Raw genomic sequence first — 15,166 nt, 5'->3', positions numbered from 1 at the left:
TGGTAATGCCAGGCGATAACATCAAGATGACTGTAGAGCTAATCGCACCAATCGCAATGGACGAAGGTCTTCGTTTCGCGATCCGTGAAGGTGGCCGTACAGTAGGTGCTGGTGTTGTTGCTAAGATCTTCGACTAATTCTTAGGAATTAATTGAAATCTTGCACTTTTCTTCATTTATGAAGAAAGCGCATCTAGAAAAAGAGAAGCTTCGGCTTCTCTTTTTTGATTTTTGGTTATAAAAAAAATTGCTTAATAACTTCATCCATTCACTAATTCCTCTTTTCTTTACTCGTTAAAACAAACAGTTATCAAATTCAATATCACCATCATTATTGTGGTTAAATGCGTAAGTGTTTCGAACCGCTTCTTTGCCATTTTTGATATAACAAATCAGTCTTAATATCCCCAAAAACGCAACTGGTAATAAGAACAATTATTGTTTATATTTTTCTCTTAGGTTGTATTACGGGTTTTCATTTATGTACGTTTGTTTGTGTCATGGGATTTCTGATAAGAAAATCAAAAAGTTAGCTTTAGAAGAAGGCATCACTGATATCAGAGGCATAAAGAAATGTACCGCGCTTGGTAGCCAATGTGGCAAATGTGTCAAGATGGCGAAGGAAATCCTTAATGAAACAGGTGTAGTACAGTACCAAAAAGCGAGCTGAAACCGTCTCGTGGCTTTTTGACACCTTCTCAATTGGTTCTACAGTTTAATTGGAGCCAAAGAGGAGGTTTTTGTCATGAAAGGCGATCCAATCATTATTCAACATCTCAATAAAATCCTTGGCAATGAACTAGTTGCCATTAATCAATATTTCCTTCATGCACGAATGTATAAAGACTGGGGCTTAAAGCATCTAGCGGATAAGGAATATCACGAATCCATTGATGAAATGAAACATGCGGATCATTTAATTGAACGTATTTTGTTTCTTGAAGGCGTCCCTAACTTGCAAGATCTAGGCAAGCTCATGATCGGCGAAGATACCAAAGAGATGCTGGAGTGCGACCTTAAGTTAGAAATGGCTGCGATACCTGATTTAAAAGCTGCCATCGCTTACGCAGAAGACACACACGATTATGTATCCAGAGATCTGTTTCAAGATATATTGGAAGATGAAGAAGAACACGTAGACTGGCTTGAAACGCAACTTGGTTTAATTGACATGACAGGTATCCAAAATTACTTGCAGGCTCAATATGTTGATGAAGATGGTGACTAGTCAGATTAGAACAACTCTGGGCAGCGTGCGATACGCTGCTCTATTCCTACCAGCTTACCACCACTCGTATCACATTTTTCTTGCTTAAATTGCATTCATTCTGTACTATTCGTGCTCCTTAAAACTCGGTCAATTATCTTTAGTTCCTTGCTTCCTCTGGACGACCGGGCCAATTGTGGAAGCTGAATAATCCGTAAGGAGCAACCAATGCGTCATTACGAAATCGTATTCATGGTGCACCCTGATCAAAGCGAGCAAGTTGCTGGCATGATCGAGCGTTACACTGGTTCTATCACTGAAGCTGGCGGTACTATCCACCGTCTAGAAGACTGGGGTCGTCGTCAACTGGCTTACCCAATCAACAAGCTTCACAAAGCTCACTACGTTCTAATGAACGTTGAAGCTGACCAAGCTGTAATCGATGAGCTAGAAACTGCTTTCCGTTTCAACGATGCAGTTCTACGTAACATGATCATGCGTACTAAAGCGGCTATCACTGAGCAATCTATCATGCTTAAGCAGAAAGAAGAGCGTGCTCCTCGTCGCGAAGAGCGTGCTGAAGCTAAGCCAGAAGCAGCTGCTGAGTAATTACTACTCAGAATTAGTACTCAGTCTAGATAACTCACGGGTTTACTCGAATGTGTTTATTTAGGCAGACAACTTTTTTCAAATTTAAGATCAGGAGATAGCCCATGGCTCGTTTCTTCCGTCGTCGTAAATTCTGCCGTTTCACTGCAGAAGGCGTACAAGAGATTGATTACAAAGACGTAGCAACTCTTAAAAACTACATCACAGAAGCTGGTAAAATTGTTCCTAGCCGTATCACTGGTACAAGCGCTAAGTATCAACGTCAACTAGCTCGCGCTATCAAGCGTTCTCGCTACCTAGCTCTACTACCGTACACTGACAAGCATCAGTAATCGGTCGTTTTATTAAGAAAGAGGATTAAGCAATGCAAGTTATTCTACTTGATAAAATCGGTAACCTAGGTGGTCTTGGTGACACTGTAAACGTTAAATCTGGTTACGCTCGTAACTTCCTTATCCCTCAGGCTAAGGCAGTGATGGCAACTAAAGCTAACGTTGAAATGTTCGAAGCTCGTCGTGCTGAACTAGAAGCTAAAGTTGCTGAGCAACTAGCAGCTGCAGAAGCGCGCGCTGAGAAAGTTAACGCTCTTGAAGCAGTTGTTATCGCTTCTAAAGCGGGTGACGAAGGTAAACTATTCGGTTCTATCGGTACTCGCGACATCGCTGATGCAATCACTGCAGCTGGTGTTGAAGTGGCTAAAAGCGAAGTTCGTCTTCCAGAAGGCGCACTACGTAACACTGGTGAGTTCGAGATCAGCGTTCAACTTCACTCTGAAGTTTTCGCGACAGTTAACCTACAAGTTGTTGCTGCTGAGTAATTCAGTATCAAGATGTATTTCAAAAGCACCTCTTAGAGGTGCTTTTTTTATACCTGAATTTCGGATTAAAACAAGAAGAGCAGATTGACGGAAAAGATACTATCGGCCTTTTTCAGCCCCTCTGGTACACGGTCATGGTATTGGCGTGTATAAGCCAGCTTGAGTGCAATGTCATCGGTGATGTTATTGGTGACGTTAACATCCGTATCGGCTCTGATATTACTGTCACCTGCAACTAATGTCAGCCCCGCTGACACATTCAAATTTTTCACAACTTGCCAGCTTGAGTTGACCTTGCCTCGAAAAATCGCCTCTTGAACGATCTCTTCAAACACAATGTCGTTGTCGCCAATTTCATCGGTATTGGGTTCCTGATAACGAAAACCTGGACCTAGTTCCAGCTCAAGGACAAACACATCGGTATTGGAAAATTGATAACCCAAACCGCCTGAGAGTGTGTAGTCTTTAAAGTAGGCACTATAGCGAGAGTCAACGCCCTTGAAGCTACCGTATAGGTAAGTTTTAGGGCCTAGTTTATAGTCACTCTGAGCTGTATATGTGGATTGACGTCTATCTTCCTCACCATCTTTATATAGAAGATAATATTTCCATTCACCACTGGTTCGGTAGCGGCCAGAAAGATACTCGGCACTGAGTCGAGAATTGAGAGAGCGCGAATCTGAGTTTCCGGTGTGTGCTTGATAACCGAATTCAACTTCGGTATCCCAAGGGGAGGGTATCTCAATATCCGTTTGACTTTGTACCGTCTCATCCGCATAGGCTACGGAACTGCACAGCAGGCCTGCACTTAAGAGCCAAAGCTTCGCCACTCACAACCTCTTTAACAATGGGAAAATTGTGAGGAATAGTAGAGGCTATTCACTCTAATTTCGTCAGTTCTAAGTTAATTCTACATGAGTTGCTTTCAAACCCCTTGTTTATTACAGACATCCCGCTCATTCTGGCTATAATGGGCGGTCATAAGTAAGTTGTTGAGCAAAAACATGGCAGATCAGAGAACAGACAATCGTAATCAGAAACCAGTAGACGCCCAAGTTGATGCTATCAAGGTTCCTCCGCATTCGTTGGAAGCTGAGCAGTCCGTCATTGGTGGTTTACTTCTGGATAACGAGCGCTGGGATACTGTCGCAGAACGTGTGGTGGCGAAGGACTTTTACAGCCGACCACACCGTCTGATATTCGAAGCATCACAAGCCATTTTAGAAGACAGCCAGCCTCTTGACCTCATCACCTTATCGGAGTTTCTTGAGCTGCGTGAGCAGCTTGATGATGTTGGTGGCTTTGCTTACCTTGCGGACCTTGTTAAGAATACGCCGAGCGCGGCCAACATTAATGCTTATGCAGATATTGTTGCTGAGCGAGCTTTGACCCGTGATTTGATTGGCGTTGCCAATGAAATTGCGGATGCGGGCTATGATCCTCAAGGGAGAACATCGGAAGATCTGCTTGATATGGCAGAGAGTAAGGTGTTTGCCATTGCTGAGTCGCGCACCAACGAAAGCGAAGGCCCACAAAACGTCGATAATATTCTTGAAAAAACGCTTGAACGTATCGAAATGCTGTACAAGTCACCGCAAGATGGCGTGACAGGCGTGACGACAGGCTTTACCGATTTGAATAAGAAAACGGCCGGCCTGCAAGGATCAGACTTGGTGATAGTGGCAGCTCGTCCATCGATGGGTAAAACTACTTTTGCGATGAACTTGGTTGAGAATGCGGCGATGGCACATGATAAACCCGTGTTAGTCTTCTCATTAGAGATGCCGTCTGAACAGTTGATGATGCGTTCTCTTGCGTCACTGTCTCGCGTGGATCAAACCAAGATACGAACGGGCCAATTAGATGATGAGGATTGGGCGCGCATTTCATCGACTATGGGTTTGCTGATGGAGAAGAAAAACATCTTCATCGATGACAGTTCGGGTTTGACTCCCACTGAAGTTCGCTCTCGTGCACGCCGTATAGCTCGTGATCATGGTGGTCTTTCCATGATCATGGTCGATTACCTGCAGCTCATGCGTGTACCTTCACTAACCGAAAACCGAACGCTAGAAATTGCCGAAATTTCTCGCTCTCTAAAGGCTCTAGCCAAAGAATTGAATGTGCCTGTTGTCGCACTATCGCAGTTAAACCGCTCCTTGGAACAGCGTGCAGACAAACGACCAGTAAACTCTGACTTGCGTGAGTCGGGCTCTATCGAGCAGGATGCCGACTTGATCATGTTTATCTACCGTGACGAAGTCTATAACCCTGACAGTCCGATGAAAGGTACAGCGGAAATCATTATTGGTAAGCAGCGTAATGGCCCGATTGGTTCGGTTCGTCTGACCTTCCAAGGCCAATGGTCACGCTTTGATAATTACGCTGGTCCGGCGTTTGATGTGGATGAAGAGTAACACATGAGTTATATGAAAGCGGCAACTGCCTTTATCGATTTGGACGCACTACAACACAACTTAGAGCAGATAAAATCTCAAGCGCCAAACAGCAAAATCATGGCTGTGGTGAAAGCCAATAGTTATGGTCATGGCCTGAGACATATTGCCAAATACGCCGATGGGGCCGATGCTTTTGGTGTTGCTCGAATAGAAGAAGCTTTGCAGCTACGAGCATGTGGTGTTGTCAAACCGATTCTACTACTAGAAGGCTTCTATTCATCGGGTGATTTACCTGTTTTAGTGACCAATAACATCCAAACGGTCGTGCACTGTGAAGAGCAACTTGAAGCGCTTGAACAGGCTGAATTGGAAGTACCCGTTGTGGTGTGGCTTAAAGTCGATAGCGGCATGCATCGATTAGGGGTGAGGCCAGAGCAATACACCGATTTTGTGACCCGGCTGAAAGCGTGTCGCAATGTGGCAAAACCTTTACGCTACATGAGTCATTTTGGTTGCGCAGATGAGTGGGATAACACCACGACTACAGAGCAGACCAAGCTCTTTTTATCACTCACCAACGGGTGTGAAGGTGAACGTTCTCTGGCCGCCTCTGCTGGTTTGCTCGCTTGGCAAGACAGTCACTTAGATTGGGTAAGGCCAGGCATCATTATGTATGGTGTCTCACCATTCAATGACAGAACAGCCCAGCAGATGGGGTACCAACCTGTAATGACTCTGAAATCACATCTTATTGCGGTAAGAGATGTCAAAGCGGGTGAGAGTGTTGGTTATGGTGGGACTTGGACGAGTCAGCGAGATACCAAAGTAGGGGTGATTGCTATTGGCTACGGTGATGGTTACCCAAGAGCGGCACCTAATGGCACCCCTGTCTTAGTCAATGGCCGTAAAGTGCCTATCGCGGGTCGAGTATCAATGGATATGTTAACGGTAGATCTTGGCCCTGAGGCTCATGATATGGTTGGAGATGAGGCTATCCTCTGGGGAGATAGCCTGCCAGCAGAGGAAGTTGCTTGCCATATTGGTACCATTGCTTATGAGCTGGTGACCAAGCTCACTTCACGAGTAGAGATGGAATATTCTAAGGCATAGAGAGTGAGTCTTTTATAGTGGGCTGGCGAAAAGCCAGCCTTTTTACCGTTCACCGTGTATTGTCGCCACAAGAGTGCGGCTCCCGCCATAATCTCGGTGCTCTCCAAGATAGATCCCCTGCCATGTCCCTAATGCTAATCGCCCATTGCTAATGGGAATTATGACACTGCATCCTAAAGTAGAAGCTTTGATATGGGCTGGCATATCATCATCACCTTCATAGGTATGCTTATAATAGGGAGCCCGTTCAGGCACATAGTGATTAAAGTGTTTCTCCATATCATGACGAACTGTTGGATCTGCATTTTCATTGATGGTCAGGCTTGCGGAAGTATGTTGGATAAATAACTGTAATATTCCGACAGAAAACTGACCGATTTCTGGGATTTGTTGTTCTATTTCATCGGTGATGAGATGAAACCCACGCTTTCTTGCGCTCAATTGAATACGCTTCTGAGACCACATATGGCATCCTTTATAATCTATTTGGCAAACCTAACCTTTGTCGGTATGGTGAGAGTCAATATAAGTCAGGGTTTGAGTGTCACTTAATCATTTAACGTGACTTAACTCAATGATGGTGCAGCCACTCTGGTTCATAATTGCACCTTGAAAATTTATTACAAAGTTTTGGCTGCTTGTTGCAACGCCAGAACCGAACTATTTTTGCATAATCGGGGATTCCACAGTTTTCGCTAGGCTGTATGGAATAAAACCTACTGTAACATCGGGATAGTAACCATGTTGAAAAATATCAATCCAACGCAAACACAAGCTTGGAACGCGCTAACCGCGCACTTCGAAACTGCACAAGATATGGATCTCAAAGATCTATTTGCACAAGATGCAGCACGTTTTGATAAGTTCTCTACCCGTTTCGGTAGCGACATTCTTGTTGATTACTCTAAAAACCTAATCAATGAAGAAACCATGAAACACCTGTTCGCACTTGCCAACGAAACTGAGTTAAAGGCAGCAATCGAAGCGATGTTCAGTGGTGAAGCGATTAACCAAACAGAAGGTCGTGCAGTACTTCATACCGCACTGCGTAACCGTAGCAACAAGCCTGTTATGGTCGATGGTGAAGATGTCATGCCTGCGGTCAATGCCGTGCTAGAAAAAATGAAATCATTCACCGAGCGCGTTATCGGCGGTGAGTGGAAAGGCTATACAGGTAAAGCGATTACGGACGTAGTTAACATTGGTATTGGTGGCTCTGACCTTGGGCCTTACATGGTGACTGAAGCACTAGCGCCATACACAAACCACCTAAATCTACACTTCGTTTCTAACGTTGATGGAACTCACATCGTTGAGACGCTTAAAAAAGTAAACCCAGAAACCACGTTATTCCTAGTTGCTTCTAAGACGTTTACTACTCAAGAAACTATGACCAACGCACATAGCGCACGAGATTGGTTCCTTGAATCTGCAGGTGATGAAGCGCACGTAGCGAAACACTTTGCAGCGCTTTCAACTAATGCTCCAGCAGTGTCTGAGTTCGGTATCGACACAGACAACATGTTCGAGTTCTGGGACTGGGTTGGTGGTCGTTATTCTCTGTGGTCGGCAATCGGTCTTTCAATTGCTCTAGCGGTTGGTTACGACAACTTTATTGAGCTACTTGATGGCGCTCATGAAATGGATAACCACTTTGCATCAGCGGATTTTGAGAACAACATTCCTGTTATTCTTGCGCTAGTGGGTCTTTGGTACAACAACTTCCATGGCGCTGAGTCTGAAGCGATTCTTCCATACGATCAGTACATGCACCGTTTTGCTGCTTACTTCCAACAGGGCAACATGGAATCGAACGGTAAGTACGTTGATCGTGACGGTAACGCAGTGACTTACCAAACAGGTCCAATTATATGGGGTGAACCTGGTACTAACGGTCAGCATGCGTTCTACCAGTTGATTCACCAAGGTACTAAGCTGATTCCTTGTGACTTTATTGCACCTGCCATCAGTCATAATCCAGCAGGTGATCATCACCAGAAATTGATGTCTAACTTCTTTGCCCAAACTGAAGCGCTTGCTTTTGGTAAAGAGGAAGAGACAGTGAAAGCCGAATTTGCTAAAGCAGGCAAGAGCGAAGAAGAAGCCGCAACGCTTGCGCCATTCAAGGTATTTGAAGGTAACCGCCCAACTAACTCAATCCTAGTAAAACAGATCACACCACGTACACTGGGTAACCTAATCGCTATGTACGAGCACAAGATCTTTGTACAAGGTGTTATTTGGAATATCTTCAGCTTCGACCAATGGGGTGTGGAGCTTGGTAAGCAGCTAGCAAACCAAATCTTGCCTGAACTTGCGGATGATTCAGCAATCAGCTCACACGATAGTTCGACTAATGGTTTGATTAATGCATTTAAGGCTTTCAAAGCGTAATCGCATATAACCTAGTTAGCTGATGATGACGCCAACCGAAAGGTTGGCGTTTTTTATAAGTGGAGTTAATACTCTCTCGAGGCAACTCTTTATCATACGGTGGTATCAATGGTTGACTTGACGTCGGTACTTGCGGTGAATTTCTGGCTGAGCAAAGCGACCATCTGATCGTAGTATTGCATATTGGGTTTATTACCAAGCAGCTTACATAACTCATTGCCCGTAGGGCTGAAGCGGTAATAGAGTAGTCGAACACCTTTGCTGTGCGCTTGCAATGATAACTGTTTACCTTGATATGTTAGGGGTAAGGGAGAGTCGAGATCAATTTCGCCTGACTCAAGCTCTGTTCCGTGCATCAAACCTAACTCAAACAGCACCAACAGATTGGAGTAAGGCAACTGGAAGTTACCGACATTGATGTTGCCAGTGATGTTGCGCTTACCAAAGTTGAAAATTCCCCCCTGAGCTCGATAACCAATTAATAGTTTACGACTAGTATCTCCTCCAAAGCTGCATGCAAGAGAAGCGGCACGCTGCAGTATTTGCGCTTCTTTGGGAGACATATCCTGTAGTACCTTCAAAGCTTTCATGGAAGTGGAGCCAGGGTTCGTGACTTCACGCTTTAGCACCTGTGCCCATAAGCGTTGCATCGATGCGTTATGAACTTCTTGTGCCATAGAGAAGAAACGATGAAGCCAGTCATGATCTGGGTCGCCCGCCGTTTCGTCTTTACAGGAGAGGTGAGCGAGCTTGAGAATTTGTTCGAGGTTTTTCTGCTTTTGTTCTTTGTAGCGGCGCTCTCGAATCAGCGCTCTCTCTAATGCAGTCTTTTGCGGAGCCTCTTTTTGTAACAGGGCATCAAGGCCATGAGTTTGAGCAATATTCATGACTCGGCTAGCGCTGTCTTTGATGTAGGCGGTTTTTTTCTCATGCCGAGCTTCAGCGTTAGACTCGTGCTCAATGACAACTGGCTTTTGCTTCTCTGACATGTGAATTCCTTACTCATCAAAGTGTTAAATATGCTTATTAAATTTACCTCTTAACCAGTTTAGCCGCCAGAAGAACTATGTGAGCAAGCTTTGAAAATTGGCGCTATGCCAAATGATAATAAGTTGTTAAAATTGTTATCGATGTTTTTGAGGGGCTTATGAAGTTTTTAAATGAGAGTAAACTGAAAAAGCACCTGTCAATTGCCCTATTGTTTCTGGTTTATCTAGCCGTCTTGGTTTATCTCTCTAGATACATATAAAGAAAAGCGGATAATTAACAGGTTGCTTTTATGTTAAATAATATTAGTAGTCATCGTATTCTTCGATAGCGGTGCCTTCTAAAACGTAGCCTGTTTCAGCCAGTTCATGGTTGATGGTTTCCGTTTTTAATGTTCCTACCACATAAATGACATCCCAAAGTTGCTGCACTGGCGCTCCTTTAGGGAATTTCACATATATGATTTGGTTTGGTGGTGGTGGTGGAACGTGAATACATGCACCAAAGTATGGAACCAGCAGAAATTCCGTGACTTTATCCTCATCTCCTTCTAGGGGGATCACAAAGCCAGGTATTTTTACCTTACTGCCATTCAGCTCTTGGCGTACTTTACCCACTAGCGATTGCTTTGCAGCTTGACCAGAGTGATCCGTTACTGGCATACCAGAAGAATCAAATTGCTGGCGTTCACTTTCTGGGATCAGATCTATCCAATCTAGTTTGAGAATATCTTCACTGGCACTAGCCAGCGATGGGGTTACAAAGCTCACGGCAAGCATGAGCGCTAAGAATATCTGTTTCATATTTAAACTCGTATTGTCATACCGTCGCTGAGAGATTGTCTATACGCGCGGAACGCTGGAATAAAGCCGATTACAGTACCTGCTAACTGTACCGCTGCAAGTAGCATCCACTCATAATGGGATAAAGCTATCATCTCTATGTGTATCCCATATTGCTGTTGAATTACTGGAGCAATAGTCGCTAACAGGGCATATAAACCTATAACGCCAACCGCTAAGCCGACTAAGGTTAAGGCACTGGCTTCCATAACCAGTAGCGCCAGTACATGCCTAGGCCTCGCTCCCATGGCTCGCAGAATTGCCATTTCCCGTCGTCTCTCTTGGAGACTGGTCAGTAAGCTCGACAGCATACCGAGTAAACCGGCAATAACAACAAAGACAGACACGGCCATCAGAGCTTGCTCTGCCACCGACATCATTCCCCACAATTCATGCAAGGCAACACCCGGAAGAATCGCGCTCAAGGGCTCCTTAGAGTAGGTGTTAATTTGACGTTGCAGAGCAAAGGTCTGAATTTTGGAGTTTAGGCCAAGCAACATGGCAGTGATCTGTTTTGGTTGGAAGTTTTGCTTTTCAAGCTGATCTGCGCTTGGTGTATTACCCAAGTGGGCACCGGATTCCCAACCCACATGAATCGCTTCAATGGCTTCAAGAGAAACATGAACAGTTTTGTCTACTGGGGTGCCTGTTGGTGCCAAGATACCGACCACCTTAAATGGCAGGTTGTCATGACGACTGAATCCAACGTCACTGATACCGTGAGCAATAATGATTTCTGTGCCTATCTCATACCCAAGAGAGCGGGCGACATCGGCACCAATGACGGTCTCAAACAAGCCGTCAAATTCGCGTCCCTCAGCGATGGCAATGTTCTGTTTTTTGCCATAGCGATAGTGCTCAAAATAGCTGTGATTGGTGCCCATCACGCGGAAACCTTTGTGTGAGTCTCCGAGAGATATAGGAATCGCCCACTTCACAGAACGATGATTGCTGAATTCCTGATAACTCTTCCAGTCAATATTATTGGTGGCGTTACCGATGCGAAACACTGAGTAGAGCAGCAAGTTTACTTGACCAGAGCGTCCACCGACGATCAGGTCAGTCCCTGAGAGAGTATTAGCAAAGCTGCTTTTGGCTTGGGTACGAATTCTTTCTACACCCAGTAGTAGGATGACCGAAATTGCGACGGTTAATATGGTCAGAATGGCGGTGACACGACGATTACGAACACTTTTCCAGGCAAGCATGAATGTTGGGGTCATGGTGTCACTCCTACCTGATTCAATTCGTTTAAGTTTAATGTTCTGTCGAACAAACTTTCCAATGTTGGGTCATGACTGACAAACAGTAGAGTTGATTGAGCTTGATTCACCTGCTCAAGCAGCAACTCAATAAACGCGGTGCGGTTGTCGTAGTCGAGCGAAGAAGTCGGTTCGTCGGCGATGATTAGGGCTGGTTTGCCAATCAGAGCTCGAGCGGCTGCGACACGCTGTTGCTGACCAATACTCAGTTCCACGACAGGCTTATCCAGCAAATGTGCAGGTAGATGAAGTTTTTCCAGCAGCCGAGTCGCGTCTTCAACTAGCGATGTATCGACCTGTGATTTGCGTTGTGCGGAAAACTGGCAGGGTAAGATGACGTTTTCAATCACGTTGAGATAGGGCAACAAGTTGAACTGTTGAAATATATAGCCAATGTGGTCGGCACGGAACTTGTCGCGCTGGCTACCTTTCATCTGGTTAAGGTCTTGGCCAAGAACCTGTAACTGGCCACTGCTGGCTGTATTAATCCCCGTGAGCAAGCCCAGTAAAGTCGATTTACCGCAGCCGCTAGGTCCTTTGATGAAGAGATGTTCTCCTGCAGTGATACTAAGTTGATTGATATTGAGTGTTGGCGTTGGATTTCCGGGCCAGGTAAAGGTGACCTGCTCCAGCTCGACAACGCTGTTGCTTCTATTTTCTACCATCGGCATAACCTGAACGAAAAAGTCTGATGGCTTAGGCCATCAGACTTAGAGAGTGATTAAAACGAAATCTTAGTGTTGCCTGAAGACAATTCAAGTGCTGTTTGCACTTTATCTGTCAGTAGGTTCACGCTGATCGACTCTGTGGTTGGGAAAGCGTTAAACCATTGCGTATCGATGGAAGAGAGCGCGTTAATATCGTCACATTCGAAGTGGTATTCCACAGTAAATTCGCCATGGCCACCTTTATGTTCATCATGGTGTTCGTGACCTTCGTGACCTTCGTGACCTTCGTGACCTTCGTGACCTTCGTGACCTTCATGACTATCGTGATGCTTGTGCTCATCATGATGCTCGTCATGGCTATCGTGATGCTTGTGTTCATCATGATGTCCGTCATGCTTTTCGTGGTCGTGGTCGTGGTCGTGGTCGTGGTCGTGGTCGTGGTCGTGGTCGTCAGCACCTAGTGTATGTGTGACTGACTGATGTTCAACTTTACAACCTGCTGCTGATGCAAGAGTAAAAATTGAGTCTGCTTTCTCTAGGCGAGTGACGGCCTCTTTAAGGGCTTTTTCTTGCTCTGCTGTTTTTGGAGCATGTTCAAAGCCCACAACATCAGCGCCAGGAGCGGTAATTTCCATTAACAGTTCTTTACCATCTTGAGCGATGTTCAGTTCAACGTGTCCATGTACGTGAGCTTCGTGTTGACGAAAGCCTTCGTCAGCGAAAGCAGTGGTACTTAGTGCAAGAGCAACCAATGTGGCAGTTTTTGTCATTGAGTTCATTGTGAATCCTAATAAAGTGTCATCATAAAAATCTATGGCTGTAGTGGTAAAACAGCACGTATAAAGTTTGAGTGAACTAAATCAGTCTTACAGGTGGTGAGCGAGCTTGATAGGCAAAGGCTGGTCGCTGGTAGAAGTGGTAATCATCCTGAATGACGAATCTATCAGGTAATGAAGTGTCGATTAGTGTCAGAGATGATTGACTCATGCCGTGTTGTGCGCATGAGAATAGCTGGCAGTGATGTTCATCATGATGAGCTGACGAGAGCTCGTATTGATGGTCGATGTAGGCGAAACTCATCCACAGCATCAGCCCAATGCCACATAGAGCATGAAGGGTTAAGTATCTGATGCGATGGGAATGAATAGAAGTCACAGCGTTTTGTTCAATACGAAAAAAGAGCTGTTATGTTATAACAACTCTTATTGAAACGCTAAGATCAAATGAGATTAGATATTATCTTTAATTAGGGTCAGAACTTGTTGAACTTCATCTTCGTTGAGTGCGCCTTCTTTAACAAACAAGACGTGACCTTGTTTGTCCTGAACTATGATGGCTGATGATTCTTCTGCTAGCTGCCAAGCACTCGCGACAACGCCATCTTCATCAAGCACCATTGAAGACCAAGGAAACTCTTTTTTGCTGTCTTCGGCTGAGGACTTGACGAACGATCCTGTGCCCCAAATAGCATCATCCTGATTGATGATTGTCGTGGTTTGGTAGCTGTCTTCTGGAAATTTAGCGGCAGTAATCGCGGCCATTAGTGGAGCATTGAGCTCTTTTGAGCTACTGCGACCGGCAATCGCTTGAATGACACGAACTTTCCCCAACATGTCCTGAGAGGACCATGATTGATAGTTTGTATCGTTGTCCTTGACCATAATCTCACCGTAATTCGTCACTTCAATGCTCGGCACTGGCTGACCTACAGAGAGATTATGTGCCAGAGCAAACATGGGAGAGCATGCTATTGCTAAAGCTAATAGAGTCTTGTTTTTCATTGTTTTCTTCCTTTTTAGTAAGCGGAAAAAGTATATAACGAAATTTTCTCTATTGCTGAGTAAAACGCCAAATGTTAATTTTTTGTTTGTTAATTGTGATCCTGCTGCTTGTGGTGACACTATTAATGTGTATGATGTGTTGTAAGCCTTTCAGGAGGAAAGGTGGAACCAAGGATAGGTTCGAATCGCAAATGGATATGAGGTGGTTATGCTACGCGAGTTTACAAAATATCGTCCACGTCAGGTGGCACGTTTTGTCAAAACCTTATTCAAAGGAAAGTTTGTTATTTCAGGGGTCGGTGAGTTCCGATTTGATAACGGCAAAGTCTTAATGCCGGATATTAAAGATAAAAAGAAAATGAATACCTTTAAGGAAATCAATCAGGCCATTACCCTGTTACCTGTGTAGGAAAATAAAAAGTCGCCCAATTGGGCGACTTTTACTTTGTATACCTTAACTTTCCGGTGGAAAACAAACCCCCGTTCCCCCCAACCCACAATACCCATTCGGGTTCTTGGCCAAATATTGCTGGTGGTAGCTTTCCGCATAATAATATCGACCAGCAGGCAAGATTTCGGTGGTAATGGATGAGGTTTCCTGTCCGAGTAACGCTTGATACTCGTCTCTTGATTGTATCGCTGCCTGATATTGTTCATCGCTATAAACGTAAATGGCAGAACGATATTGTGTGCCTAAGTCGTTGCCTTGGCGCATACCTTGGGTTGGGTTGTGGTGCTCCCAGAAAATCTGCAATAGTTGTTTTAGGCTGATGACAGTAGGATCAAAGACAATCCGCACTACTTCTGTGTGACCTGTCTGGCCTGAACACACTTCTTCGTAGGTAGGGTTAGGCGTAAAACCGCCTGCGTATCCTACAGAGGTGCTAACTACGCCATCAAGTTGCCAGAACAGGCGCTCAGCCCCCCAAAAACACCCCATGCCAAACAACATTTCTTCGCAACCCTTGGCAGGCTTTGCGGTCAAACTGGATTGATTAACAAAATGTGAATCATCAAGGGGAAGGGCTTGATCACGGCCTGGTAGTGCCTGCTGAGCGGTGATCATAGTTTGTTTGTCGAGCATAGAAAAT

Annotated in this window: 19 protein-coding genes and 1 pseudogene; 10 read left to right on the top strand and 10 right to left on the bottom strand. The window is 44.9% G+C overall.

The features are described from left to right. The 6 genes and pseudogenes from tuf to rplI form a co-directional block, all read left to right on the top strand. Window positions 1-137, top strand: a pseudogene (gene tuf / locus L1D23_RS21120) (elongation factor Tu); the annotation flags it as partial. A gap of 343 nt (window positions 138-480) precedes the next feature. Next, window positions 481-669 carry a (2Fe-2S)-binding protein gene (locus tag L1D23_RS21115; protein WP_239835075.1) on the top strand — a complete coding sequence of 63 codons (189 nt, stop codon included), beginning with the start codon at window positions 481-483 and terminating at the stop codon, window positions 667-669. Window positions 670-744: 75 nt separating this feature from the next. After that, entirely contained in the window at window positions 745-1,227 is a 483-nt protein-coding gene (gene bfr / locus L1D23_RS21110; RefSeq protein ID WP_239871423.1) for a bacterioferritin, read from the top strand. Window positions 1,228-1,434: 207 nt separating this feature from the next. Continuing rightward, complete coding sequence (rpsF, locus tag L1D23_RS21105; RefSeq protein WP_004747103.1) at window positions 1,435-1,815, top strand: 30S ribosomal protein S6; 381 nt, start codon at window positions 1,435-1,437, stop codon at window positions 1,813-1,815. A gap of 104 nt (window positions 1,816-1,919) precedes the next feature. Next, the gene (gene rpsR, locus L1D23_RS21100; RefSeq protein ID WP_000090472.1) at window positions 1,920-2,147 is read left to right on the top strand and encodes a 30S ribosomal protein S18; all 228 of its coding nucleotides are present in this window, start codon (window positions 1,920-1,922) and stop codon (window positions 2,145-2,147) included. Window positions 2,148-2,179: 32 nt separating this feature from the next. Next, the gene (gene rplI / locus L1D23_RS21095; protein ID WP_239835077.1) at window positions 2,180-2,632 is read left to right on the top strand and encodes a 50S ribosomal protein L9; all 453 of its coding nucleotides are present in this window, start codon (window positions 2,180-2,182) and stop codon (window positions 2,630-2,632) included. Between the two features lie 65 nt (window positions 2,633-2,697). Here the strand turns inward: rplI and L1D23_RS21090 are convergent, their stop codons facing one another. Continuing rightward, complete coding sequence (locus tag L1D23_RS21090; RefSeq protein ID WP_239871420.1) at window positions 2,698-3,462, bottom strand: DUF481 domain-containing protein; 765 nt, start codon at window positions 3,460-3,462, stop codon at window positions 2,698-2,700. Between the two features lie 174 nt (window positions 3,463-3,636). Here L1D23_RS21090 and L1D23_RS21085 point away from each other — a divergent pair, with 174 nt between their 5' ends. Then, complete coding sequence (locus tag L1D23_RS21085; RefSeq protein WP_239835079.1) at window positions 3,637-5,049, top strand: replicative DNA helicase; 1,413 nt, start codon at window positions 3,637-3,639, stop codon at window positions 5,047-5,049. A 3-nt stretch (window positions 5,050-5,052) separates the two neighbouring features. Next, window positions 5,053-6,141 carry an alanine racemase gene (gene alr / locus L1D23_RS21080; protein WP_239871417.1) on the top strand — a complete coding sequence of 363 codons (1,089 nt, stop codon included), beginning with the start codon at window positions 5,053-5,055 and terminating at the stop codon, window positions 6,139-6,141. A 42-nt stretch (window positions 6,142-6,183) separates the two neighbouring features. Here the strand turns inward: alr and L1D23_RS21075 are convergent, their stop codons facing one another. After that, a complete protein-coding gene (locus L1D23_RS21075) occupies window positions 6,184-6,606 on the bottom strand; it encodes a secondary thiamine-phosphate synthase enzyme YjbQ (protein ID WP_239871414.1) in 423 nt (140 codons plus the stop codon). A gap of 276 nt (window positions 6,607-6,882) precedes the next feature. On the opposite strand from L1D23_RS21075, the gene pgi reads away from it, so the two are divergent. Further along, entirely contained in the window at window positions 6,883-8,535 is a 1,653-nt protein-coding gene (gene pgi / locus L1D23_RS21070; protein WP_239871411.1) for a glucose-6-phosphate isomerase, read from the top strand. A gap of 92 nt (window positions 8,536-8,627) precedes the next feature. Here pgi and L1D23_RS21065 read toward each other — a convergent pair whose 3' ends face one another. From L1D23_RS21065 to L1D23_RS21035, 7 genes are all read right to left on the bottom strand, one after another. After that, complete coding sequence (locus L1D23_RS21065) at window positions 8,628-9,524, bottom strand: TIGR03899 family protein (protein WP_239835082.1); 897 nt, start codon at window positions 9,522-9,524, stop codon at window positions 8,628-8,630. A 303-nt stretch (window positions 9,525-9,827) separates the two neighbouring features. Continuing rightward, window positions 9,828-10,325, bottom strand: coding sequence for a DUF3299 domain-containing protein (locus L1D23_RS21060; RefSeq protein WP_239871408.1), 498 nt, complete (start codon window positions 10,323-10,325; stop codon window positions 9,828-9,830). A 2-nt stretch (window positions 10,326-10,327) separates the two neighbouring features. Then, entirely contained in the window at window positions 10,328-11,587 is a 1,260-nt protein-coding gene (locus tag L1D23_RS21055) for an ABC transporter permease (RefSeq protein WP_239871407.1), read from the bottom strand. Further along, window positions 11,584-12,291, bottom strand: a complete 708-nt coding sequence (locus L1D23_RS21050) for an ABC transporter ATP-binding protein (RefSeq protein WP_239871404.1) — start codon at window positions 12,289-12,291, stop codon at window positions 11,584-11,586. Before L1D23_RS21050 ends, L1D23_RS21055 begins: the two co-directional genes overlap by 4 nt. Window positions 12,292-12,347: 56 nt before the next feature. Next, a complete protein-coding gene (locus L1D23_RS21045; RefSeq protein ID WP_239871401.1) occupies window positions 12,348-13,073 on the bottom strand; it encodes a DUF2796 domain-containing protein in 726 nt (241 codons plus the stop codon). Window positions 13,074-13,149: 76 nt separating this feature from the next. After that, on the bottom strand, window positions 13,150-13,449 hold the full coding sequence (locus L1D23_RS21040) for a DUF2607 family protein (RefSeq protein WP_239871398.1): 300 nt from the start codon (window positions 13,447-13,449) through the stop codon (window positions 13,150-13,152). A 74-nt stretch (window positions 13,450-13,523) separates the two neighbouring features. Beyond that, entirely contained in the window at window positions 13,524-14,075 is a 552-nt protein-coding gene (locus L1D23_RS21035; RefSeq protein WP_239871395.1) for a YtfJ family protein, read from the bottom strand. Window positions 14,076-14,283: 208 nt separating this feature from the next. Between L1D23_RS21035 and L1D23_RS21030 the strand changes: the two genes are divergently transcribed. Further along, a complete protein-coding gene (locus L1D23_RS21030; RefSeq protein WP_239835089.1) occupies window positions 14,284-14,484 on the top strand; it encodes a DUF1107 domain-containing protein in 201 nt (66 codons plus the stop codon). Between the two features lie 45 nt (window positions 14,485-14,529). On the opposite strand, the gene msrA is transcribed toward L1D23_RS21030, so the two are convergent. Beyond that, window positions 14,530-15,159 carry a peptide-methionine (S)-S-oxide reductase MsrA gene (gene msrA / locus L1D23_RS21025; RefSeq protein ID WP_239871393.1) on the bottom strand — a complete coding sequence of 210 codons (630 nt, stop codon included), beginning with the start codon at window positions 15,157-15,159 and terminating at the stop codon, window positions 14,530-14,532. Window positions 15,160-15,166: the final 7 nt, after the last annotated feature.

This window comes from Vibrio sp. Isolate24 (assembly GCF_022398215.1).
GTDB classification, from domain to species: Bacteria; Pseudomonadota; Gammaproteobacteria; order Enterobacterales; family Vibrionaceae; genus Vibrio; species Vibrio coralliilyticus_A.
This window is presented reverse-complemented; position numbering and strand designations above follow the sequence as displayed.

What these genes read in the sequence shown, in the direction of transcription:
- L1D23_RS21115 (WP_239835075.1), top strand. Translation starts at nt 481, where the DNA reads ATGTACGTTTGTTTGTGTCATGGGATTTCTGATAAGAAAATCAAAAAG.
- bfr (WP_239871423.1), top strand. Translation starts at nt 745, where the DNA reads ATGAAAGGCGATCCAATCATTATTCAACATCTCAATAAAATCCTTGGC.
- rpsF (WP_004747103.1), top strand. Translation starts at nt 1,435, where the DNA reads ATGCGTCATTACGAAATCGTATTCATGGTGCACCCTGATCAAAGCGAG.
- rpsR (WP_000090472.1), top strand. Translation starts at nt 1,920, where the DNA reads ATGGCTCGTTTCTTCCGTCGTCGTAAATTCTGCCGTTTCACTGCAGAA.
- rplI (WP_239835077.1), top strand. Translation starts at nt 2,180, where the DNA reads ATGCAAGTTATTCTACTTGATAAAATCGGTAACCTAGGTGGTCTTGGT.
- L1D23_RS21085 (WP_239835079.1), top strand. Translation starts at nt 3,637, where the DNA reads ATGGCAGATCAGAGAACAGACAATCGTAATCAGAAACCAGTAGACGCC.
- alr (WP_239871417.1), top strand. Translation starts at nt 5,053, where the DNA reads ATGAGTTATATGAAAGCGGCAACTGCCTTTATCGATTTGGACGCACTA.
- L1D23_RS21075 (WP_239871414.1), bottom strand. Translation starts at nt 6,606, where the DNA reads ATGTGGTCTCAGAAGCGTATTCAATTGAGCGCAAGAAAGCGTGGGTTT.
- pgi (WP_239871411.1), top strand. Translation starts at nt 6,883, where the DNA reads ATGTTGAAAAATATCAATCCAACGCAAACACAAGCTTGGAACGCGCTA.
- L1D23_RS21065 (WP_239835082.1), bottom strand. Translation starts at nt 9,524, where the DNA reads ATGTCAGAGAAGCAAAAGCCAGTTGTCATTGAGCACGAGTCTAACGCT.
- L1D23_RS21060 (WP_239871408.1), bottom strand. Translation starts at nt 10,325, where the DNA reads ATGAAACAGATATTCTTAGCGCTCATGCTTGCCGTGAGCTTTGTAACC.
- L1D23_RS21055 (WP_239871407.1), bottom strand. Translation starts at nt 11,587, where the DNA reads ATGACCCCAACATTCATGCTTGCCTGGAAAAGTGTTCGTAATCGTCGT.
- L1D23_RS21050 (WP_239871404.1), bottom strand. Translation starts at nt 12,291, where the DNA reads ATGGTAGAAAATAGAAGCAACAGCGTTGTCGAGCTGGAGCAGGTCACC.
- L1D23_RS21045 (WP_239871401.1), bottom strand. Translation starts at nt 13,073, where the DNA reads ATGAACTCAATGACAAAAACTGCCACATTGGTTGCTCTTGCACTAAGT.
- L1D23_RS21035 (WP_239871395.1), bottom strand. Translation starts at nt 14,075, where the DNA reads ATGAAAAACAAGACTCTATTAGCTTTAGCAATAGCATGCTCTCCCATG.
- L1D23_RS21030 (WP_239835089.1), top strand. Translation starts at nt 14,284, where the DNA reads ATGCTACGCGAGTTTACAAAATATCGTCCACGTCAGGTGGCACGTTTT.
- msrA (WP_239871393.1), bottom strand. Translation starts at nt 15,159, where the DNA reads ATGCTCGACAAACAAACTATGATCACCGCTCAGCAGGCACTACCAGGC.